We start from the raw sequence: 20,835 nt of genomic DNA on the forward strand, positions 1-20,835 counted from the left end.
GCCCGCGTACAAGGCGAGAGTTCCAGAAGCTAGTCGACCGTGAACGCCACACACTGCCTGCGAATCTGGCAGCACTGGAGGAGGGATTCAGGCGAATTGAGAATGTCGATAATCATCGCCACGTCGGGCATCCGAAGCACGAACTCATGGATTCCTAAAGCGCCCAGCGGTTCGCCCGTCGGGTCCATTTGCCGTAGAGCCTCCCGGTACTCTCCCACTTCCGCTTTCGACTGCTCGAGTGTCGCCGAAAAATGCATACCCACATCCGATCCGGATATAATCTCGTGGCAATAGACGGTGAATTCCACGTGAGCTCCTTTTCTACGGCCGGCATAGTTTATTTCCTTTGAACCGCGGCCAATGAATCCTTGCCACGTGAGATCGCCGCAACTCATGTCTTGTCGATACGCATCTGGCGATCGACGACAAGTTCGGCGGCCAGCCGCATCAGGCGAGCCTTCTCCTTCGTGAGGAGGTCTTTCGTTGCCCGATATTCGCGCGCAAGGATCCCGTCGACTTCAACACGAATTTCGGCCGTCGGCACGAAGGATTCGTCGACGCGGGTTGCTCCCACCTGGTAACGGAGCCACTTCCCCAGCCCATAGCTTCCAACCAGCCGGTAGGCCAATCGGGTAGCTTGGTCGAGGTCGCTTCCTTCGATGCCGCCGGCGCCGATAGACCGGTTGCCAAATATGACTTCTTCCGCCGCGGTGCCGCCCAGCATGATCCGGATATTTGCCAGCAAATCCTTTTCTGTGGGCAAGGCTTGGTTTCGCATCTTGTAATGCAATCGGCCACCGTCCTGCACGGGCTCGCCCTCCACCATGTGGGATTCGACCCTGATGCTGATTACGTCCGCCACTCCCGATGCCATCGCCATGAGAGCGTGACCGATCTCATGCACGCAGATGCGATGAACGACGGTTTCGGGAAGCGGGACTTGGGCCGGAAGAACGGCTTTGACGTCCCGGATACTGAGAACGCCCTTTCGAACTCTAGCCGCGCGTTTTGCGGCTCGCGCAAGTTTTTCCAGGTCGGCAGGTGTGATGAGTCTTAGCTTGTCCGTGATCACGCGCAGGTTCTTTGCAGAGAGAGCCTGATTGAGATGATAGGCGAGAATTTCCGCACGCTCCTGGTCCTCGGGCAGTTCCAGGTAGACGTGTTTCTCCAGACGGCCGGCCCTGAGGATCGCATTGTCGATCAGGTGCCCGTAGTTGGTCGCTCCAACGATGATTGTTCCGGGTTGTTCGAGCGCGTGCGTCGTCAGTTCAAGAAACCTGCCAATGACATTACCTTCATAGAATGCGTGATCTCCCCGCATCGTAGCGCGATCGCCGATGGCATCGAGTTCGTCCACGAGCAACACCGCACCGCGTCTCGACGTGGCGTCGGAGAAGGATTTGGACATCGCCGCGAGCATGTCGCCAAGGTAGCCGTTCTTGGATCCCTGCCATGCGCCCACCGACGTCGGAACGAGTTCGAATCCGAGCTCGTTGGCGAGCGCAGTCGCGAACAGCGTCTTGCCCGTTCCGGGCGGGCCCATGAGAAGGATTCCCCTATCGACGTCCGTCCAAGGGATTGTACCCTCTCTCCAATCGGCGACGTCCTGCTTGATCGCATCGACCCATGGACGTGCTGGACCGTACCCAGGCAGTTCCGAAAGCTTGGCAGAACGGTCGGGAGTCGAAATCGGCTTCGTCAGGGTCGCTATATCGAAACCCTTAAGCGAGTTTCGAGCGGTTAGGCCGATTACTATCTCCGCTGGCTGTTCCGCGATCGCTTCTGCAAGCGTCATATCGACATCTTCAACGCCGAGCACCTTTCGTGCCGCGATTACGTGCCTGGCGGTCGGCGGCAAAATGTTGACAATGACATCCGCAGCCAACTGAAGCGACAGCCTCACGGAGTCCAACGACGTCGCCAGATAGATGACCTGATGCTCCGGACGAAAGACCGCGAAGTCCTCGATCCCCTTTGGCGTCGTGCGTCGTGGCGCTTCTCCTATGATATGTACCGGTCTGCGGAAATCATCGTAGTACGAATTCTCCCGGCCACCGCTCATAAGCACATTGGCTGCCGACTTGGCGTACCAGATCCAGGCTTTTTCGACGATGCAGAGGATGATCCCCTTCGCATCGTTCTTGAACTGATCGGTTCCTCGAAGGGCCTGCCGGAGCGCGCAGAGCATAAGGAATTTTGCTGTATTGCTGCTGGTTTCCGTGAAGACCTTGCTGTCGAGATGATGATGCATGCTAGTTCATCCTATGGTGGCTATTAGACGCGGCATCTCCGATCGGTGGCGAATCATCGATTTCCTCTTTTTGCTGGTTCTCGCAACGAAAAGGCAAGGATTCGTCAGCCTCGATCCTTCATGTCGCCTTTTCGATCTTTGTAGACGCCCTTTCGATTGCGGCGTCAACTAATTTGATTCCTGCCGCGTGGGATGACATTCAATCCTTATGAGGATACCCCCGCGAATGCTTAAGGTCGCACGAGAGCTCCTTGGCATGAGCCAAAGTGAGCTCGCGGATGAACTTGACCTGGAAAGACGGGCGGTTCAGCGCGCGGAGGCTCGCTACCCGTCCCTGAGTTTAGAGCGCCAACAAATTTTCACAGAATACTTCCTAACGCATGGCATGAGGTTCTCGGCACCAAGCCCAGAGCGAAGCGGATGGGGGATCGCCGAACTCTTCGATCGTGGCGAGACACCGGTACCTTCAAGATTTATCCGCGCGGCGCGTATCGGCCTCAATAGGTCCCAGGAAGCATTAGGTAATGACGCCGATCTTGGGACTGTGACCGTCCGACGGATCGAGGCCGCAGACGAAACTGTCCAAAACGAGACGCGCCTTTATCTTATCGCGTATTTGGAGAAGGAAGGCGTCGCATTCCTGATGCCCAACGGCACTCGAGGCTGGGAGGTCGCTTTCTCAAAAATGGAGGCCGAACCGTCGGCGCGGCATCCTCGATTTAACCTCCAGAAGCGGAAGCAATCCATGCGAGGCGAATGATACGGAGCTTCTGCACGTGCGGAACAAGTTCATGATTGTGTAAAGCGATTGGATTTGCTAACGTAGCACCACGGTACAGGCAGGGATGCCAATGACCGTGAAGGGTTAAGCTTTTTGGTTCGCCGCTGCGGAACTTCGGTTGCCGCGGCTTTTTGTGTTGCGCTGAGCACTGGCGCAACACCGGCCATTCCCCCCACACCCCCTAAGACCGGGGGCTTTCCGCCCCCGGACCCCCGAGGATATTTGAATGAAGGGTTAGGCTATAACAAAGGGCGCCTGACCGATCCCGTTCTAGGAGCATCTCGGTTGAGCAAGTTGCTTCAATGTTTCAAAACGTTGATATGCTTGAAGTGATCGACGTCGATATAAAGCAGCGCAATCGGGCTGTCGGCGGCCGCTTCGACCGCCCGCTGGTTGATACGCATGGAAAATGCCGCCCGGTTCGGCAGGCCGGTGAGCGGATCATGCATGGCGAGATGGGCAAGCTTTGCCTCGACGGCGCGCTCCTCCGTCACGTCTTGCGAGATACCGAGCAGATAACGCGGCGAATGGCCCTCGGGCGTCGGCAGGGCGCGCTTGACGGTGCGCAGGAGGCGCGGCGCACCGTCGGCGCGCAGCATGGTCTCCTCGAAGCTGATCGCCGTACTGGCTTCGAAGGCCCGGCGATCCTGCTCGCGGAAGGCGTCTGTCTGACTGGGAGGAAACAGCGCCCGGTCGGTTTGGCCGACCACGTGCTCCGCCCGCATGCCGACGATGTCGCCGCAGGCCTCATTGAAGAGAATGTAAAGCCCGTCGGCTTCCATGTCCTTGACGAAGACGCCGACCGGCAGGTTGTCGACGATGCTGTCGAGAAGCGAGCGTGTATCGCTGATCTGGCGTTTGGCGGCGTTGACCTCGCTGCGGTCCTGCACGATCGCCAGGATTGCGGCCCTGCCCTCGAAGCGCACTTCTCGGCCATAGGTCAGCACTTCGAAGGTCTCGCCACTCGCCTTGAGGTGAACCCAGCGCTCCGCCTTTTCCATGTCGGTTCGGCCGCTGACGGCATCGATCATCCGTTCCCGCTCATGCTCAGGGCGAATATCCAGAACCGTCATGCGCCGGTATTCGTCCGCACCGTAGCCGTAAAGTGCCGCCGCCGCCTCGTTGACGATGAGAAAGCGCAGCGATGTCGGATCATAGACCCACATCGGCGACGGATGCGTTGCAAACAATGACCGGAAGTCGTCGTTTAATGCTTCGATCTGCTCGGTCTTCTGCAAGGGGGCCATGGAAATTCGCGTGCCGTTGATGCCGATGCCAGGGGTATACCGAGAAAAGTTAAATAAAATCAGAATCATACTCAGGGTTAAACTTTAGGCTTCCGCCTTCAGAATGTGCAAAGCGGCGGTCTTCCATCACGATCTCGGCCCTCGATAAAATGATTTGGGCGCCCTGGAACAATTCCGTCGATCGTGCGTTGCGGCTGATCGATGTCGCATTCGAATTGCTGAGGAGGGCTTCATGGGCAGGTTCGGCACGACGACGGATTACAGCAGAATCAGACATTGGATCGAAGCGCGCGGCGGCCATCCCGCCCGCATCAAGAACGCACCGGACAGCGAAACCGTCCGCGTCGATTTTTCCTCGGAACCGGAAGAGATTTCCTGGGATGAATTCTTCCAGGGCCTCGACGGCAGCAGGCTCGCCTTCCTTCACCGCACCAAGGCTGAAGACGATGCCGCCCGTTTCGGCAAAATCCGCCGCCGGAAACGCCGGCACCATTAATTTAACTTCTGAAACAGCAAAAGACCCGGCGCCGTTTCCAGCGCCGGGTTTTTCATTTCCTTGGGAGGAAAGACTCAATCGATATTGAAGGTCAGCGGCTTTGCCTGGCGTACCGCCTGGTGGGCGGTCAACTCAGCAAGCACCGCGTCATCTACCTTGCCGTCGACATAGAGCAGCGCGATGGCGTCGCCGCCCTGCTTGTCACGGCCGAGCTGGAAGTTGGCGATGTTGACGCCGGCAGCACCAAGCGTCGTGCCGATGAAGCCGATCATACCGGGAACGTCGGTATTGGTGATGTAGATCATGTGCGAGCCGACATCGGCATCGAGGTTGATACCCTTGATCTGGATGAAGCGCGGCTTGCCGTCCGAAAACACCGTGCCGGCCACCGAGCGTGTCATGCTTTCGGTGGTCACCGTCAGTTTGATATAGCCGTCGAAGACGCCTGTCTTGTCGCGCTTGACCTCGGAAAGCACGATGCCCTTTTCCTTGATCATGATTGGCGCCGAAACCATGTTGACGTCGGCGACCTGCGGGCGGATGAGGCCGGCGAGCACGGCGCTCGTCAGTGCCCGCGTGTTCATGTTGGCGGTGACGCCGTCATAGAGGATTTCGATTTCCTTGATCGGCTCTTCGGTGACCTGGCCGACGAAGGCGCCGAGAACGTCGGCAAGACGGATGAAGGGCTTCAGGATCGGCGCTTCCTCAGCCGTGATCGACGGCATGTTGATGGCGTTGGAGACCGCACCATTGACGAGGTAATCCGCCATCTGTTCGGCCACCTGCAAAGCGACGTTTTCCTGCGCCTCGGTCGTCGAGGCGCCGAGATGCGGCGTGCAGACGACGTTCGGCAGGCCGAAGAGCGGGCTTTCCTTGGCGGGTTCGACCTCGAACACGTCGAAGGCGGCACCCGCGACATGGCCGGACTTGATCGCTTCGGCAAGCGCTGCCTCATCGACCAGGCCGCCGCGGGCGCAGTTGATGATGCGCACGCCTGGCTTGGTCTTTGCCAGTGCTTCCTTGTTGAGGATGCCGCGCGTCTTGTCGGTCATCGGCACATGCAGCGTGATGAAATCGGCCCGGGCGAACAGCTCTTCGAGTTCGACCTTGGTGACGCCCATCTCCTCGGCGCGCTCCTTGGAGAGGAACGGATCGTAGGCGACGACGTGCATCTTGAGGCCGATGGCCCGGGCGCAGACGATCGAGCCGATATTGCCGGCGCCGATAACGCCGAGCGTCTTGCCGGTGATCTCGACGCCCATGAACTTCGACTTCTCCCACTTGCCGGCCTGCGTCGAGGTATCGGCTGCCGGAAGCTGGCGGGCGACGGCGAACATCAGCGCGATCGCGTGTTCGGCCGTCGTGATCGAGTTGCCGAAGGGCGTGTTCATCACGATGATGCCGCGGCGCGAGGCGGCCGGGATATCGACATTGTCGACGCCGATACCGGCACGGCCGACGACCTTGAGGTTCGTCGCCCCCTCGATGATCTTTTCCGTCACTTTGGTGGCGGAACGGATGGCCAGGCCATCATACTTGCCGATGACTTCGAGCAGACGGTCTTTGTCCTTGCCGAGCTGCGGTTCGAAATCGACTTCGACGCCCCGGTCGCGAAAAATCTGGACGGCGGTTTCCGACAATTCGTCGGATACGAGAACGCGAGGTGCCATGATGGCCTCCTTCAAAAGTGTTCAGCGATGAATGAATCAGGAATGGGCTCCGCCCTATGGCGGAGCCGGATGCGATCACCTCAGGCGGCGGCCTGAGCGAGCTGCGCCTTCTGTGTTTCGAAGGCCCAGGAAAGCCAGGGCATCAGCTTCTGCATGTCGGATGCCTCGATCGTTGCGCCGGCCCAGATGCGCAGGCCCGACGGCGCGTCACGGTAGTGGCCAACGTCATAGGCGACACCTTCCTTTTCCAGGAGGCCGACCAGGCCCTTGGCAAAATTCGCCCGACCGTCGTCGTCAAGCGCTGCGATGTCCTTGTCGACGATCTTCAGGCAGACGGAGGTGTTGGAGGCCGTCTCCGCCTTGACGGCGAGATTGGCAATCCAGTCGTTCGCCGCGACGAAATCGTGGATGACCTTGGCATTGGCATCGGCACGCGCGATCAGCCCCTTGAGGCCGCCGACCTGCTTCGCCCAGACAAGCGCATCGATATAATCCTCCACGCAGAGCATCGACGGGGTGTTGATCGTCTCACCCTGGAAGATGCCCTCCGTCAGCTTGCCACCCGAAGTCATCCGGAAGATCTTCGGCAGCGGCCAGGCCGGCGTGTAGGTAACCAGACGCTCGACGGCGCGCGGCGAAAGGATGATGACGCCGTGGGCACCCTCGCCGCCCAGAACCTTCTGCCAGGAGAAGGTGACGACGTCGAGCTTGGCGAAATCGAGTGCCTGCGCGAAAGCCGCCGAGGTGGCGTCGCAGATCGTCAGGCCCTTGCGGTCGGCCGGGATGAAATCGGCATTCGGCACGCGCACGCCCGAGGTGGTGCCGTTCCAGGTGAAGACGACGTCGCGGTCGAAATCGACGGCGGACAGATCGGGAAGCTCGCCGTAACCGGCTTCGAGCTTGCGCACATCCTTGAGCTTCAGTTGCTTGACGACATCGGTGACCCAGCCGGCGCCGAAGCTTTCCCAGGCGAGCATGTCGACGCCGCGTTCGCCGAGCAGCGACCAGAGCGCCATTTCGACGGCGCCGGTGTCGGACGCCGGAACGATGCCGATGCGGTAATCCGCCGGCACTTCGAGAATTTCACGGGTAAGGTCGATGGCCTGCTTGAGCTTGGCCTTGCCGACCTTCGCGCGGTGCGAACGGCCAAGGGCCGCGTCGGAAAGGGCTTCGAGCGACCAACCGGGGCGCTTCGAGCAGGGGCCAGAAGAAAAATGAGTATTGTTCGGACGGATGTCCGGCTTTGCGGTCTTCGCCATGATGCTATCCTCTCAGATAGAAAGCCCTTCGTTGGGGAAGGGTGTCCCGCCGCCGTGTGTATGGACCCGGCGCGTCATAGTCAAGATCGAAGTGTCGCGGGCGGAACATATTTTGACGCAGGGCGGGATGGCCGCAATAGGAAAAAGCCGCCCGGTCGGGGCGGCTTTCAGATGTCAGGGGATCGGACTTACTTGTAGACAGGCTGCTGCAGCGGGATTTCCGGCGGCGGTTCGTAGCTCGCCTGGGCGCAACCGCCGAAGAGATAGCGGGCGCCGACGCGGGCTTCGTGGGCGCTCAGACCCTTGTCGCGGCCCGGGCCGCCATTGTCAGCATAGCCGAACATGTTGCCGCCATCGATATGCAGGTAACGGTAGCCGACATCGGCCTTGATGTTGCAGGTCACGTCGATCGAAGCGCCGGCCATGAGCGCGTAGGTGAAGCGCCAGTTGCCCTTGCCACCATGGGTGACCTGGTCGTCGCAGAAGCTGCCGTCATCGGCGCAGGCGACGTTGCTGAGGTTCTTCCACTTCACGTAAGAACCGCCGATACCGGCGCCGACATAAGGCGTGACGTAGCCGTAGGTGCCGAGATCGACATAGGCGTTGGCGAGCAGCGTATAGGCTGTCAGCGAAGAGCGGTCGCTCGAGGTGCAGTCCACCAGCGGAAAGCCGCACTGCCCGACCGTCGAGCCGTTGAAATCCGCCTGGGTGAGATAGTCGAAGGTCAGATCGGTGCGCAGATAGCTGTTGATCTGGTAACCGACACCACCGCCGACAGTCCATGTATCGTCCAGATCGGCGTCGTCGAAATCGACCTCCGTGGCGTTGCTGCCCTGGAAATAGCGGGCGCCGCGCAGATCGGTGAAGGCATAGCCGACATCGCCGCGCAGGTACCAGCCGGTCGCTTCGGTGACCGTCACCTCAGGCGGCTGCTCCGGGATAGGCTCGGCAGGGGCGAGGTCCGCGGAATAGGCGTTTGTCGCGATCAACAATGCGGCGAAGATGCCGGACAAGCTTCTTTTCATGGATCCCACTCCAAAATCCCGTTGCGTCGGCAGGCTCGGTCGCTGCCAATCTGGTACGCTTGGGATGGATAATGAATGGGAAACGTTAAAAGCTGCTTAACCACGATTATTTACCTTGATGCCAGGCATCAAGGCGGCCCGAAACAATAGCGGTTTGGCTCATCGGGATGGTTGGCCGCGGCGATCAGCTCAAAATAGTGCGCATGCATAACAAAAGCCGGCACTTGTGCCGGCTTTTGACATCTCGCCCCGAAAAAATCAGGCGGCAGTCCGGACGTTCGAGATGGTGCCGATCAGTTCGTTGACGATGCGCTCGATCTGGGCGCGGTCGTCGCCTTCGGCCATGACGCGGATCAGCGGTTCGGTGCCGGAGGGGCGGATGACGAGGCGGCCGTTCCTGGCAAGCTCGGCTTCGGCATCGGCGATCGCCTTCTGCACCTGGATATCCTCCAGCGGCTTGCCACCGCTGATGCGAACATTGCGCAGCAGCTGCGGCACCGGCTCGAAGCGACGGCAGACCTCGCTGACGGTCCGGCCGGTGCGTTTGACTGCGGCCAGGATCTGCAGGGCCGCGACGAGACCGTCGCCGGTCGTGCCGTAATCCGAAAGCACGATATGGCCCGACTGCTCGCCACCGACATTGTAATTGTGCTGGCGCATATGCTCGACGACGTAGCGGTCGCCGACCCGCGTGCGGGCAAGCGCCATGCCGCGCTCATCGAGAAAGCGCTCGAGGCCGAGATTGGACATGACGGTCGCAACGATCCCATTGCCACGCAGTTGCTGGCTCTCGGCCCAGCTTTCGGCGATGACGGCCATCAACTGGTCGCCGTCGACGATCGAACCGTTTTCATCGACGATGATGACGCGGTCCGCGTCGCCGTCGAGCGCGATGCCGATATCGGCGCGCACCTCGTCGACCTTCTTCTGCAGCGCGACGGGACTGGTGGAACCACAATTGAGGTTGATGTTGATGCCGCTCGGCTCGTTGCCGATAGTGACGACCTCGGCACCGAGTTCCCAGAGCACGGCGGGCGCCACCTTGTAGGCGGCACCGTTGGCGCAATCGATGGCGATCCGGAGACCCTGCAGCGTGACGTCGCGCGGCAGCGTGCGTTTGACGTGCTCGAGATAGCGATAGATATCGCCATCGACGCGCTTGGCTCGGCCGATTTCCTCAGCCTTGGCAAGCTGCCCCGATAGATCCTTCTCGAGCAGATCCTCGATCTGCGCTTCGATGTCATCGGAGAGCTTGTAGCCGTCCGGACCGAAAAGTTTGATACCATTGTCTTGGAACGGATTATGCGAGGCCGAAATCATCACCCCAATATCGCATCGCAGGGAACGCGTCAGCATGGCAACCGCGGGTGTCGGAATAGGGCCGAGCAGGAACACGTCCAGTCCGGCCGCGGTAAAACCGGCCACGAGGGCATTCTCAAGCATGTATCCTGACAGCCGCGTGTCCTTGCCGATCACTACACGATGACGGTGGGCGCCGTTACGGAAAATCGTTCCTGCGGCGATGCCAACCCGCATCGCGAGGTCCGGCGTCATAGGGAAGACGTTGGCCTGGCCGCGAATGCCGTCCGTACCGAAATAGCGTCTCTTCATCTGCACTCCTGCGCTTTCCGCGCGCCATTCAAGGCAGCGCACCGTTCCGAGCGAATCCGGCTTCAGTGAATTGTCGTCAATCCACGAGCGTGATTCATGCTTGCCTCAATTCAGCGGAATGCCACAAAATGCGGCGATCAGCACGTAAATTAGCAAGAAAAATGATTATATCCCGTTACCAATTGAAAAAGCCGGATCTCCCATTTCGGAAATCCGGCCTTCTTCAGGGTAGTGCCGCTGTTCAATGCGGCTGCGGTTCGAGGCCGCCTTCGGGCTCGTCGCCCTTGGTGACGGGCCGTGCGCCGGCCTTCGGAACGGCTGAGCCGCGGCTCGGCGGCGAATCATCGCCGAGATCGCGGGAAGGCTTTTCGCCGCGGATCAGCGCCTTGATCTCTTCCCCGGTCAATGTCTCGTATTCGAGCAGACCTTCGGCAAGGGCGACGAATTCGTCGTGCTTTTCCGTCAGGATCGTGCGGGCCTGCGTATAAGCTTCGTCGATCAGGCGGCGCACTTCATTGTCGATCTTCTGCGCGGTTGCCTCCGAAACATTCTTCGACTGCGAAACCGAGTGACCGAGGAAGACTTCCTGCTGGTTCTCGCCATAGGCGACCTGACCGAGCTGATCGGAAAAGCCCCATTGCGTGACCATGGCACGGGCAAGCTTGGTCGCCTGCTCGATGTCGGAAGAGGCACCCGAAGTGATGTTCTCTTTGCCGAAGGTGAGCTCTTCGGCAACGCGGCCGCCCATCATGATGCAGAGGCGCGAAACCATCCACTTGTAGCTCATCGAGTAGCGGTCGCCCTCGGGAAGCTGCATGACCATGCCGAGCGCACGGCCGCGCGGAATGATCGTCGCCTTGTGCAGCGGATCGGCGACGGCGACATTGAGCGCGGTGATGGCGTGTCCGGCCTCATGGTAAGCGGTGAGCTTCTTTTCCGCCTCGGTCATCGCCGAGGACCGGCGCTCGGCGCCCATCATGATCTTGTCCTTGGCGTCCTCGAATTCCTGCATGGTGACGACGCGCTTGTTACGGCGGGCGGCCATGAGGGCGGCTTCGTTGACAAGGTTCATCAGGTCGGCGCCGGAAAAACCGGGCGTGCCACGGGCGAGAATCTTGAGATCGACATTCGGCGCCAGCGGGACGTTGCGGGCATGTACCTTGAGGATACGCTCGCGGCCGACGATGTCGGGGTTCGGCACCACGACCTGACGGTCGAAACGGCCGGGACGCAGCAGCGCCGGATCGAGCACGTCGGGGCGGTTGGTGGCAGCGATGAGGATCACGCCTTCATTCGCCTCGAAGCCGTCCATTTCGACCAGCAGCTGGTTCAGCGTCTGCTCGCGTTCGTCATTGCCGCCGCCGAGACCGGCGCCGCGATGGCGGCCGACAGCATCGATTTCGTCGATGAAGATGATGCAGGGAGCGTTCTTCTTCGCCTGCTCGAACATATCGCGCACGCGGCTTGCACCGACGCCGACGAACATTTCGACGAAATCGGAGCCCGAAATGGTGAAGAAGGGCACATTGGCTTCGCCGGCGACCGAGCGGGCGAGCAGCGTCTTGCCGGTACCCGGAGGACCGACGAGCAGCACGCCACGCGGGATCTTGCCGCCGAGACGCTGGAACTTCTGCGGATCACGCAGGAATTCGACGATTTCCTCGAGATCCTGCTTGGCCTCGTCGACACCGGCAACGTCTTCGAAAGTCACGCGGCCATGCGCTTCGGTCAGAAGCTTGGCCTTGGACTTGCCGAAGCCCATCGCGCCGCGTGAGCCGCCTTGCATCTGCCGCATGAAGAACAGCCAGACGCCGAGAATCAGTAGCATCGGCAAAAGCGTGCCGAGATAGCTCAGGAAGCCGGAAGAACCATCAGTCTCGGGACGCGCGGTGACGGCCACGTTCTTGCCCTGCAGGCGGTCGAGCAGACTGTCGTCGATCACAGGCGAATAGGTCTGGAAGGTATTGTTGTTCTCCAGATATGTCCCGGTCAACCGGTTACCGGTGACCACGACATCCTTCACGCGGCCCGCATCGACCTCACGCAGAAACTGCGAATAAGGGATTTCGCGGGAGCCTGTCTGTGCCGGCGCCGTCTGGAACATACTGAAAAGGGCGATCAGCAGAAGCGCGATGATGGCCCACAAGGCGAAATTACGTAAGTTAGGGTTCATTGAACTCCCCAGCATGGAACAGCCGCCTCATGGCGACAGTCTTATTCGTTTCTAACATAGGGTTGCGCCGCACGATTGCCAAGGCGACACCCCAGGTCAGATGGTTTTTCCGTCAATACTTCTTAAAGGCAGCCTCGCATAGGGCGCCGTCGCGAAAACCGCCGAAAGCCTATTGGCAAAGATGAAGTCAAATCGTGTCAAAAAGCGGTCGAAGGGTGCGAAATAGCGCGTCAGTTCGACCTTACGGACGGATTCCTCAGATAAAGGAGCTCCTTCGGCAGACAAAACCGGCGCTGCGGCGACGGCGCGCTTCCATGCACCCTTGGGAAGGTGATGCATACGCCCCCTCATTCCTGCCCTCCGACTTGATCCGAGGGATGTCACGGGAATCCAGCCACCGCGCTTCTGCGCGATGATTGGCTCAATTAGGCGTGAAGTGTCTTGCGCGCCGAAGTCCTTGGGCGTCTGGATCTCAATTGATGCGGCCGACGCATTGCGCGCATAAAACCTTCCATCCCAAACCCCAGCCTTTCCCGGCTGCAATACCAGCGGCAATATCCCCCGGCTCTCGCGCGCCAAAAAAAGCCCGTCACGCCTGAGATCGAACACCACCCTGCCAACGGTCATCCGTCCCGGCTCACTGCCGGTGACAAATGCAAGGATATGTTCCATATGCGCCCTCCCCGGTGCAAACGGCAGCCCACCGAAAACGGCTGTCAGACGGCCGAGTGCATAATCGAGGACCGCCCGATCCTGCCGCAACCCGTCAGGCGTCACCTGCCCGAGCAGACCGCCGTGAAGCCTGAAATGACCATCCAGCCATTCTGCTCCCCTAGCCGAAAGAGCCAGTCGCGCTTCCCAGGCCGCGCGGATATTCCTCTCGGCACCTGCATCGGCCGAAAGCTTGCGGCGTGTCCGCACGCGCTCATAGGTCACATCCTCGTTGCTCGGATCATCGATCCACGGCACGTCCCGCTCCGTGAGGAAAGCGCGGATATCTGCTCGGCTGGAAAAGAGAAGCGGCCGCAAAATCCAGAAGCGCCGGTTGAAGAGCACCGCATCTGCAATGCCGGTCGAAATCTGCTCCGTTCGCATCCCACGCATCTGCAGTGTTTCACGCTGGTCGTCGAACGTGTGGCCAGTGACGATGAGATCGGCTTCGAAACTTTCGGCGGCGGTTGCCAGCAGGCCATAGCGCGCCTCGCGGGCCGCCGCCATGATGCCGGTTTTCGGCTTGTCGCCCTCCCAGATCATGGTGGTGTGGGGAATGCCAAGCGATGCGCAGAGGGCTGCGACTTCACGCGCCTCGTCTGCCGAGCCGGCGCGCAGCGCATGGTCGACGGTTGCAGCGCAAAGGGAAATCTTGAGATGGGGTGCGGCCTTCAGGGCTTCATCGAGGAGAAGAAGTAGGCCGGTGGAATCGCTGCCGCCCGATATTGCGACGAGAATGCGCGCGGGGCTTTGAAGCGACAAAAGAAACTGGAGGATCGCCCGCTGAGGCGATGGAGTTTCCGGAGACATTCCGGAAACCCTTAGCAGGCGAGGCGCTTCTGTTCGCTCGCAACCTTGCTTATGACGGCGCGAGAGGCCTTCGGATAACGCTTCGACACTTCGCGCAGCGTCGCGCAGGCCGTCTCTGTATTGTCGAGGGCAGCAAGCGACATGCCGAGCTTCAGCAGCATTTCCGGCGCCTTTTCCGATGTGCCGTATTTCTGATGCGCATTGAGGAAAGTCTTGGCCGCCTCATTGTATTTGCCCTGCGAATAAAGCGCTTCGCCGAGCCAGAAATTGGCGTCCGCCGCCCGCGCGCTGCTCGGATAATGGGTGATGTACTGGGTGAATTCCTGTTCGGCTGTGCTGTAATCACCGGATAGCACGTGGCCGTAGGCGGCCTTATACTGGTCGGCCTCGCTGCCGAGCGAGGCGGTCTGCTGCGGCGTCTTGCTATTGGCATCGGGAATCGGACCGGAACCGATCGTGGCATTTTCGTCGACGCTTCCGCCGATCGGCTTGCCGTTCTGATCGAAATCGATCGAGCCGAGTTCCTTCGGCGGCTGGCCGAGGCCAGTATTGCTGGGCACGTTGGTGGAGGGAGCCGTCTCGGCTCCCTGCGGTGCTTGGATCACCCTGGCAATGTCGTCGCCGCCGGAGGCTGCCGGAGCGGCATCGATCTCGCTCTTCTTGACAGGTGCCTTGGCGGCACCACCAGCACCGGTCTTTTCGAGCTGCTGGAAGCGGAATTCATTGTCTTCCTGCTGCTTGCGGATCGTCTCCTGCATCTGCAGAAGCTGAAAGCTCATCTCTTCGATCCGGCCGTTCAGCTGCCGCAACTGCTCTTCGAGTTGCTGCACGCGGACCTCCGCGTCGCCGCTCTGCACCTTGACAACAGGCGGCGCCGCCTGGTTTTCCGCGGATCGGCCGCCGAGATGTAGCCCGAAGAACGAGGCCGAATAGGCCGCCCGTTCGCTTCCGGTCACAGCCGCGAGGCACAGCATGCCTGCCACGACAAATTTCTTCATATGTATCGTCCTGTCCCAGTGATTCTTCGCACCTCGATGGCACGAACAGGAGATTTTTCCAATTGCTTTCAAAAAGCAACGGAGTCTGGCCAAAGTGTGGTCAAAAAGAAAAGGCGGCCCCTGATGGGACCGCCTTTCGAAAAAGCCAATTATTGCTCGGCAATTACATGCCGGCGCCGCCAAGCACGGTAACCGCGCGGCGGTTCTGCGACCAGCAGGAAATGTCGTCACAGACGGCGACCGGGCGTTCCTTGCCGTAGGAGATCGTCTTCAGGCGCTGCGCCGGGACGCCGCGCGAAGCGAGATAGTCCTTGGCGGCAGCCGCACGGCGGGCGCCGAGCGCAAGGTTGTATTCGCGCGTGCCGCGTTCGTCGGCATGGCCTTCGACGGTGATCTGGTAGTTCGGGTAGCGGGCGAGCCACTGGGCCTGACGGTCGAGCGTCTGCGAGGCATCGGCGCGGATCGACGAGGAGTCGGTATCGAAGAAGATACGGTCGCCGACATTGACTGTGAAGTCCTGGGCGGAGCCCGGCGTTGCCGCACCAGCGCCGAGGCCGAGATCGCCGGCACTGTTCGGCGTATTCTTCTTGGCGCAGCTTGCGAGCGCTAGGCCGGCGATAAGCGCGATCATGACGGGGTTGCGGGCGAAATTCTGCATGCGGCTCATTGCCGGGGTATGAATTCGGCTCATGGCCGGTCTCCTTGCGATTTCATCAGGGTTTCCGGACAGTAACCGCACTCGGTTAACCGCCCCTCAAAGATTATGGTTAACGATTTACTGATTTGTCCCGGGTCGCTCGGTTCCATGACTTTGGGGCGACAAGAAGACAGCAGCGCATCGCCTACTCCATAAGCGGCGACCAGGCCGGGTCGGAACCGTAGGTCGGCGTCTTCACGAGCTGCTCGTTGTAACCGGTCAGATCGATCGAATAGAGCTGCGGACCGCCTGCGCCTGCCGCCTGGCGGAAGAACATCAGCACGCGGCCGTTCGGCGCCCAGGTCGGGCCCTCATTGTGAAAGCCGGTCGTCAGGATGCGCTCGCCGGAACCATCCGGCTTCATCACGCCGATCGAGAACTTGCCGCCGGCCTGTTTGGTGAAGGCGATGAGATCGCCGCGCGGCGACCAGACTGGCGTCGAATAGGAGCCGTCGCCGAAGGAAATACGGGTCTGGCCCGAGCCATCGGCGTTCATCACGTAGATCTGCGGTTTTCCGCCGCGGTCGCTCTCGAAGCTGACACGCGCACCATCAGGCGAATAGGAGGGCGAGGTGTCGATCGCCGCCGTCGAGGTCAACCGGGTCGTCGTGCGCGAGCGCAGGTCCATCGTATAGATGTTGGAATTGGCATCCTGCTGCAGGCTCATGATCACCTTCTGACCATCCGGCGAAAAGCGCGGCGAGAAGGTCATGCCGGGGAAATTGCCGACGACTTCGCGCTGCCCGGTTTCGAGCTGCAGCAGATAGACGCGCGGCTGCTGGTTGGCAAAGGACATGTAGGTGACTTCCTGCCGGCTCGGCGAGAAGCGCGGCGTCAGCACGAGATCGCTGCCATCGGTCAGCATCCGCACGTTGAAGCCGTCCTGATCCATGATCGCGAGCTGGCGCTTGCGCTGCTGCTTGGTGCCGGATTCGGAGACGAAGACGACGCGCGTGTCGAAATAACCTTCCTCACCGGTGATCTGCTTGTAGATCGCATCGGCGATGATGTGCGCCACACGGCGCCAGTTCTCCGGCTGCGTATAGAACTGCTGACCAGTCATCTGCTGTCCGGCGAACGGGTCCCAGAGCCGGAATTCGGCGCGAAGACGGCCATCGGCTTCCTTGGTAACCCGGCCGGTGACCAGCGCCTGGGCATTGATGACCTTCCAGTCCTCGAAACGCGGCGCGGCATCCGGATTGGAGATCTTTTCGATAAAGGCCGCCTTGTTGATCGGGGCAAACAGGCCGGAACGCTGCAGGTCGGCGGCGATGACCTGCGAGACCTGCGCGCCTATGTCGCCCTGGAAGTCAGTCACCGCAATCGGCATCGGCTGGACATTGCCTTTTCGAAGGTCGAGGGTGACCAACGCGTTCGCCGGGGTCGTAAAGGCTGCAGCCCCAATCAGGCCTGCAATGACCATCAGAGCGCGGATGAGGGAACACTTGACCATATCAAACAAGCCTTTCAGCATCTAATGGGTAGGACCGCTGGTGTCAAAGTTCAAAATGACTTCCTTCCAGCCATCGTATTTATCTTTTGGAAGCATTGTAAAAGGAGCTGCGCGACGAACTGCGCGAAGGCCGGCATCGGCAAAGCTTTTCCGCGTGCGCTCACTTCCACCACTGGCCTTAACGTCAGGGACGCCGACAATCTGGCCGTCTCTATCCAGCTTCACATGGATCGTCGCATATACATTGCCGTCGTCGCTCATTCTGCCATCGACAAAGAAGTTATTTTCGATCGCATCCCGCATTGCATCGATCTCCGCCCCAGTGAGATGCGTCGCGGTGGCACTGTCATTCGCTCGACCGGTCGTTTCAGCATCCGCATTGAATGGAAAGATGGAGCAGCCGATGAGCCCTGTCAGCGCGATGTATAGTCCGAAAGACTTCGCGAAATTGAATGGACTCCTCGGCATTTAAATTCCCATATCGCTGGGATGAAAGTTAAGGACGACCTCGTTCCACACGTCATACTTGTCCATCGGAAGCGTCGTGCGGAACGAGGGAGCAGATTTCATCACGGCACGGTAAGCGCCACTTTCCAGCGCACGACGCGTTGAATCGGTGCTGCTTCCGCCGGAAGACTCGATTTCGGGCTGGCCGATAATATTTCCATCTTTATCGAGCTTGAAATGCACCGTGATGACCATGCCGGAAAGACCTTCCATTCCCGGGGTGATAAGCCAGTTCCCCTGGATCAAACCCTGTAGCGCATCCTGTTCGCTTTGGCTGAGCTTGGAACCGCCATTGCTCTTCTTCGCCCCCAGCGATGCCTCCTGCGTCGAGCGCTTGGCGCCGCCGGCGGAAGGATCGGTCTTGTTCAGCAAGATCGAAATCTCGTCGGCATTGAAGTCGCTCTTCATCGACGAGGCGGATTTCGCCGTCTCCTGCTTCTGATCGGCCTTCTTCTTTTCGGTCGGCTTCTCGGCAGCCTTCGGCTGGTCGGCTGTCTTTTCTGGCGGCTTTTCGGCGGGCTTCTGCGGCTCCGGCGGCTTCACCTGCGGCTTGGCGACGGGGGTCGGCACATTGTCCGGCAGCGCCTCGGCATCCGGCTTCGGCGGTTCCTCCGGCTTGGCCTGCTCTTCCGGCGGTTTTTCCTCGGGCTTCGGCGGCGTCACTTCGACGGGCTTCGGCGGCGGAATGGAAGCGACTTCCTTCGGCTGCTCGACTTCCGTTTCCTCCTTGACGATGTCCTTGACATCGTTCGGTTTCGGATCGGTCTTCGGCAGTGGCTTTTCGCTCGAATTCGCCGCGGCAGCCTCGCTGTTGCTGGGCTTGGCGTTCGGCACCGGCGGCGTCTTCAGGTCGACATTGTTGTCGCCGGCATTCTCGGCAGGCTGCGCGATCGGCGGACGTGTCGTCGGCACGGGCGCTGATGTCTCCTTCTTCGGAGCCTTCTTGTCGCCTTGCTGCATCTGGGTAATGGATTCCACCGGCACCAGATCGACCGGCATCGCCTCGAAATCCTCCACCTTGAAAGATTCCGGCGCGCTAAGCGACACCAGCGCCCAGGTAAGCACCAGCCCGTGCAAAACAGCAGATGTGATGACGCTGGCCTTCATTTTGCGCGCTATTGGTCCTTCTTCTGCTGCGTCACGAGTCCGATATTCTTGAAGCCTGCGCCCTGGATACGGGCCATGACGTCGGCGATCACGCCGTAAGGCGCTGTCGCGTCGCCGCGCACGAAGATACGTTCATTATAGCCGGTGGTGGCGATCGCCTCGAGCTTGGCGGCGATCTCCGCGGCCGGGATCGAGGTTTCCTGCAGGAACACCTCGCCGTCATTCTTGACGGAGATGGTGATCGGCTGCGTCTCGGAATTCAGCGCCTTGGCCTGCGTTTCCGGCAGGTCGATCGGCACGCCGACGGTCATCATCGGTGCCGCGACCATGAAGATGATCAAAAGCACCAGCATGACGTCGACGAGCGGCGTCACGTTGATTTCGGAAATCACGGCCCTGTTCCGACCGCCGCGACGACGGCGTCCGCCGCCCCCGCCGCCATTGCCTCCAACAGCCATACCCATGCGAGAATACTCCGTTGGTTACTGAGCTGCAGCGCGCGGCTGCAGTTTCTCGTCGATCTGGCGCGAAAGTATGGCGGAGAATTCATCCGCGAAACCTTCCATTCGACCCGAGAGCTTGCCGGCATCGGCAGAGAACTTGTTGTAGGCGATAACCGCCGGGATAGCGGCGACGAGGCCGATCGCGGTGGCAAGCAGCGCTTCGGCGATACCGGGCGCGACGACCGCAAGGTTGGTCGACTTCGAACCGGCAATCGCCTGGAACGAGGTCATGATACCGACGACCGTGCCGAACAGACCGATGAACGGACCGGCTGAGCCGATGGTCGCGAGCGACCCGAGACGGGCGCCGAGAGATTCGGATTCGCGGGCGAGCGTCACATCCATCGCCCGGTCGATGCGCATCTGCAGGCCGATCGGCGAGCGGGCGCCGCGTTCGAAGGATTTCTTCCATTCGCGCATGGCAGCCACGAAGATTGCCGCGAGCCCCGTATTGTTGCGTTCCGACAGCGAGCGGTAGAGTTCTTCGAGCGACTGGCCCGACCAGAACACCTGCTCGAACTTGTCGAACTGGCGCCGCGCGCGGCCGTAGGCCAGGTATTTGTCGATGACGATCGCCCACGTCCACACCGAGGCCGCGATAAGCCCGAGCATGACGAGCTTGACGACAATGCCGGCCTGCATGAAAAGCGACCAGAGGCTGACGTCCGTCGCTGCTGCTGCCAATCCTACTTGTTCCATTGGTCCAAAATCCCCGAATCCAAACGCCCGGTGCTGGACCGGGCGGCACAAACTGATCTCGTAAGAAGTGTCCGGCGGCCGCCGCCCAAAGCCCTGGTCAAACTTCCAAGCTCATCTTCCGCCTTCTTGCCGTCAAATTTGGTCAAAGGAAGGCGTGCACCGCACAAACTCCGACTTTCCCAGTAAGACACTATTATGGTTAATAGATCGTTAGTGCCGGACTGTGACAGTAAGCCTGTATTTGGAAGATTTCGTTCCATGGCTTACTTGACCGGAGCAAAGTCCGGCTGCCGAAAGAGCGCTCATCCTGCGGCGCGGGAATTCCTTCACATAAAGTTCAAGTTTTGACAAGGTCCGATTTTTCGGCAATTCGGACTATAGCGGCGTGCTGCCTTCCAGGAATTTCGCTGCCAGTGTTTCCGGCAACCGCCTCGGCCGCCCTCGAGCGTTGATGACGGCGATGATCACCCTGGCGGCGATCAGCAGCGTCTCGCCCGAGCGGATCTGCTGATTAAGCACCATCTTGGCGCCGCCGGCTTTTTCCGTATGCGTCAGGATCGTCAGGACATCGTCCATGCGCGCCGGGCTCTTGAAGTCGATCTCCATGCGGTGGACGACGAAGACGAGGCCCTCCTCGTCGGCGGTGACGAGCTCGCGCTGCTCGACGCCGAGGCAGCGCAGATAATCGGTGCGGCCGCGCTCCAGGAAATGTAGGTAGCGGGCGTGATAGACCAGGCCTGAGAAGTCCGTATCTTCATAATAGACCCGCTGGACGAGGCGGTGTCCGGCCTCCGTCAGCTCTCCCGAAATGGAAAAAGGGCGTTCCGTCATAATTTT

Annotated in this window: 18 protein-coding genes and 1 pseudogene; 2 read left to right on the top strand and 17 right to left on the bottom strand. The window is 60.2% G+C overall.

Annotated features, from left to right (window positions below; genetic code table 11):
• Positions 1-29: 29 nt before the first annotated feature.
• Positions 30-308 carry a hypothetical protein gene (locus N2600_RS18220; protein ID WP_260297019.1) on the bottom strand — a complete coding sequence of 93 codons (279 nt, stop codon included), beginning with the start codon at positions 306-308 and terminating at the stop codon, positions 30-32.
• A gap of 83 nt (positions 309-391) precedes the next feature.
• Positions 392-2,251: an AAA family ATPase gene (locus N2600_RS18225; protein WP_260297024.1), complete on the bottom strand. Its 1,860-nt coding sequence runs from the start codon at positions 2,249-2,251 to the stop codon at positions 392-394.
• 226 nt (positions 2,252-2,477) lie between these two features.
• Between N2600_RS18225 and N2600_RS18230 the strand changes: the two genes are divergently transcribed.
• The gene (locus N2600_RS18230) at positions 2,478-3,011 is read left to right on the top strand and encodes a helix-turn-helix domain-containing protein (RefSeq protein WP_130762413.1); all 534 of its coding nucleotides are present in this window, start codon (positions 2,478-2,480) and stop codon (positions 3,009-3,011) included.
• A 335-nt stretch (positions 3,012-3,346) separates the two neighbouring features.
• Here N2600_RS18230 and N2600_RS18235 read toward each other — a convergent pair.
• Positions 3,347-4,348, bottom strand: a pseudogene (locus tag N2600_RS18235) (PAS domain S-box protein); the annotation flags it as partial.
• A 163-nt stretch (positions 4,349-4,511) separates the two neighbouring features.
• Here N2600_RS18235 and N2600_RS18240 point away from each other — a divergent pair.
• The gene (locus N2600_RS18240) at positions 4,512-4,775 is read left to right on the top strand and encodes a hypothetical protein (RefSeq protein WP_162118838.1); all 264 of its coding nucleotides are present in this window, start codon (positions 4,512-4,514) and stop codon (positions 4,773-4,775) included.
• A gap of 74 nt (positions 4,776-4,849) precedes the next feature.
• Here the strand turns inward: N2600_RS18240 and serA are convergent, their stop codons facing one another.
• From serA to ybgC, 14 genes are all read right to left on the bottom strand, one after another.
• On the bottom strand, positions 4,850-6,445 hold the full coding sequence (gene serA / locus N2600_RS18245; protein ID WP_170279767.1) for a phosphoglycerate dehydrogenase: 1,596 nt from the start codon (positions 6,443-6,445) through the stop codon (positions 4,850-4,852).
• A gap of 80 nt (positions 6,446-6,525) precedes the next feature.
• Complete coding sequence (locus N2600_RS18250) at positions 6,526-7,704, bottom strand: phosphoserine transaminase (RefSeq protein ID WP_170262190.1); 1,179 nt, start codon at positions 7,702-7,704, stop codon at positions 6,526-6,528.
• 188 nt (positions 7,705-7,892) lie between these two features.
• Positions 7,893-8,729 (bottom strand): outer membrane protein, encoded by an 837-nt coding sequence (locus N2600_RS18255; RefSeq protein ID WP_162118840.1) that lies wholly within the window; start codon positions 8,727-8,729, stop codon positions 7,893-7,895.
• A 258-nt stretch (positions 8,730-8,987) separates the two neighbouring features.
• Complete coding sequence (gene glmM / locus N2600_RS18260) at positions 8,988-10,340, bottom strand: phosphoglucosamine mutase (protein WP_017968094.1); 1,353 nt, start codon at positions 10,338-10,340, stop codon at positions 8,988-8,990.
• Positions 10,341-10,581: 241 nt separating this feature from the next.
• Positions 10,582-12,513 carry an ATP-dependent zinc metalloprotease FtsH gene (ftsH, locus tag N2600_RS18265; RefSeq protein WP_017968095.1) on the bottom strand — a complete coding sequence of 644 codons (1,932 nt, stop codon included), beginning with the start codon at positions 12,511-12,513 and terminating at the stop codon, positions 10,582-10,584.
• 96 nt (positions 12,514-12,609) lie between these two features.
• The gene (tilS, locus tag N2600_RS18270; RefSeq protein WP_260297031.1) at positions 12,610-14,034 is read right to left on the bottom strand and encodes a tRNA lysidine(34) synthetase TilS; all 1,425 of its coding nucleotides are present in this window, start codon (positions 14,032-14,034) and stop codon (positions 12,610-12,612) included.
• An 11-nt stretch (positions 14,035-14,045) separates the two neighbouring features.
• Positions 14,046-15,032 (bottom strand): tol-pal system protein YbgF, encoded by a 987-nt coding sequence (ybgF, locus tag N2600_RS18275; protein WP_260297032.1) that lies wholly within the window; start codon positions 15,030-15,032, stop codon positions 14,046-14,048.
• Positions 15,033-15,195: 163 nt separating this feature from the next.
• A complete protein-coding gene (gene pal, locus N2600_RS18280; RefSeq protein WP_162118843.1) occupies positions 15,196-15,723 on the bottom strand; it encodes a peptidoglycan-associated lipoprotein Pal in 528 nt (175 codons plus the stop codon).
• Between the two features lie 151 nt (positions 15,724-15,874).
• Positions 15,875-17,182: a Tol-Pal system beta propeller repeat protein TolB gene (gene tolB, locus N2600_RS18285; protein ID WP_260297033.1), complete on the bottom strand. Its 1,308-nt coding sequence runs from the start codon at positions 17,180-17,182 to the stop codon at positions 15,875-15,877.
• Positions 17,183-17,203: 21 nt separating this feature from the next.
• Positions 17,204-17,650 carry a cell envelope integrity protein TolA gene (locus N2600_RS18290; protein ID WP_020051521.1) on the bottom strand — a complete coding sequence of 149 codons (447 nt, stop codon included), beginning with the start codon at positions 17,648-17,650 and terminating at the stop codon, positions 17,204-17,206.
• A complete protein-coding gene (locus N2600_RS18295) occupies positions 17,651-18,796 on the bottom strand; it encodes a hypothetical protein (RefSeq protein ID WP_260297036.1) in 1,146 nt (381 codons plus the stop codon).
• Between the two features lie 8 nt (positions 18,797-18,804).
• Positions 18,805-19,260 (bottom strand): protein TolR, encoded by a 456-nt coding sequence (gene tolR / locus N2600_RS18300; protein WP_170279772.1) that lies wholly within the window; start codon positions 19,258-19,260, stop codon positions 18,805-18,807.
• A gap of 18 nt (positions 19,261-19,278) precedes the next feature.
• Complete coding sequence (tolQ, locus tag N2600_RS18305) at positions 19,279-19,998, bottom strand: protein TolQ (protein WP_260297038.1); 720 nt, start codon at positions 19,996-19,998, stop codon at positions 19,279-19,281.
• Between the two features lie 375 nt (positions 19,999-20,373).
• Positions 20,374-20,829, bottom strand: a complete 456-nt coding sequence (ybgC, locus tag N2600_RS18310; RefSeq protein WP_017968104.1) for a tol-pal system-associated acyl-CoA thioesterase — start codon at positions 20,827-20,829, stop codon at positions 20,374-20,376.
• Between the last annotated feature and the right edge of the window lie 6 nt (positions 20,830-20,835).

Origin of the sequence: Rhizobium sp. WSM1274, from assembly GCF_025200775.1 — a bacterium.
GTDB lineage: Bacteria > Pseudomonadota > Alphaproteobacteria > Rhizobiales > Rhizobiaceae > Rhizobium > Rhizobium leguminosarum_I.

Coding starts and splice junctions, on each gene's coding strand:
- serA (WP_170279767.1), bottom strand. CDS start 6,445: ATGGCACCTCGCGTTCTCGTATCCGACGAATTGTCGGAAACCGCCGTC.
- ybgF (WP_260297032.1), bottom strand. CDS start 15,032: ATGAAGAAATTTGTCGTGGCAGGCATGCTGTGCCTCGCGGCTGTGACC.
- tilS (WP_260297031.1), bottom strand. CDS start 14,034: ATGTCTCCGGAAACTCCATCGCCTCAGCGGGCGATCCTCCAGTTTCTT.
- N2600_RS18250 (WP_170262190.1), bottom strand. CDS start 7,704: ATGGCGAAGACCGCAAAGCCGGACATCCGTCCGAACAATACTCATTTT.
- N2600_RS18225 (WP_260297024.1), bottom strand. CDS start 2,251: ATGCATCATCATCTCGACAGCAAGGTCTTCACGGAAACCAGCAGCAAT.
- ybgC (WP_017968104.1), bottom strand. CDS start 20,829: ATGACGGAACGCCCTTTTTCCATTTCGGGAGAGCTGACGGAGGCCGGA.
- glmM (WP_017968094.1), bottom strand. CDS start 10,340: ATGAAGAGACGCTATTTCGGTACGGACGGCATTCGCGGCCAGGCCAAC.
- ftsH (WP_017968095.1), bottom strand. CDS start 12,513: ATGAACCCTAACTTACGTAATTTCGCCTTGTGGGCCATCATCGCGCTT.
- N2600_RS18230 (WP_130762413.1), top strand. CDS start 2,478: ATGCTTAAGGTCGCACGAGAGCTCCTTGGCATGAGCCAAAGTGAGCTC.
- N2600_RS18290 (WP_020051521.1), bottom strand. CDS start 17,650: ATGCCGAGGAGTCCATTCAATTTCGCGAAGTCTTTCGGACTATACATC.
- tolB (WP_260297033.1), bottom strand. CDS start 17,182: ATGGTCAAGTGTTCCCTCATCCGCGCTCTGATGGTCATTGCAGGCCTG.
- pal (WP_162118843.1), bottom strand. CDS start 15,723: ATGAGCCGAATTCATACCCCGGCAATGAGCCGCATGCAGAATTTCGCC.
- tolR (WP_170279772.1), bottom strand. CDS start 19,260: ATGGGTATGGCTGTTGGAGGCAATGGCGGCGGGGGCGGCGGACGCCGT.
- tolQ (WP_260297038.1), bottom strand. CDS start 19,998: ATGGAACAAGTAGGATTGGCAGCAGCAGCGACGGACGTCAGCCTCTGG.
- N2600_RS18240 (WP_162118838.1), top strand. CDS start 4,512: ATGGGCAGGTTCGGCACGACGACGGATTACAGCAGAATCAGACATTGG.
- N2600_RS18255 (WP_162118840.1), bottom strand. CDS start 8,729: ATGAAAAGAAGCTTGTCCGGCATCTTCGCCGCATTGTTGATCGCGACA.
- N2600_RS18295 (WP_260297036.1), bottom strand. CDS start 18,796: ATGAAGGCCAGCGTCATCACATCTGCTGTTTTGCACGGGCTGGTGCTT.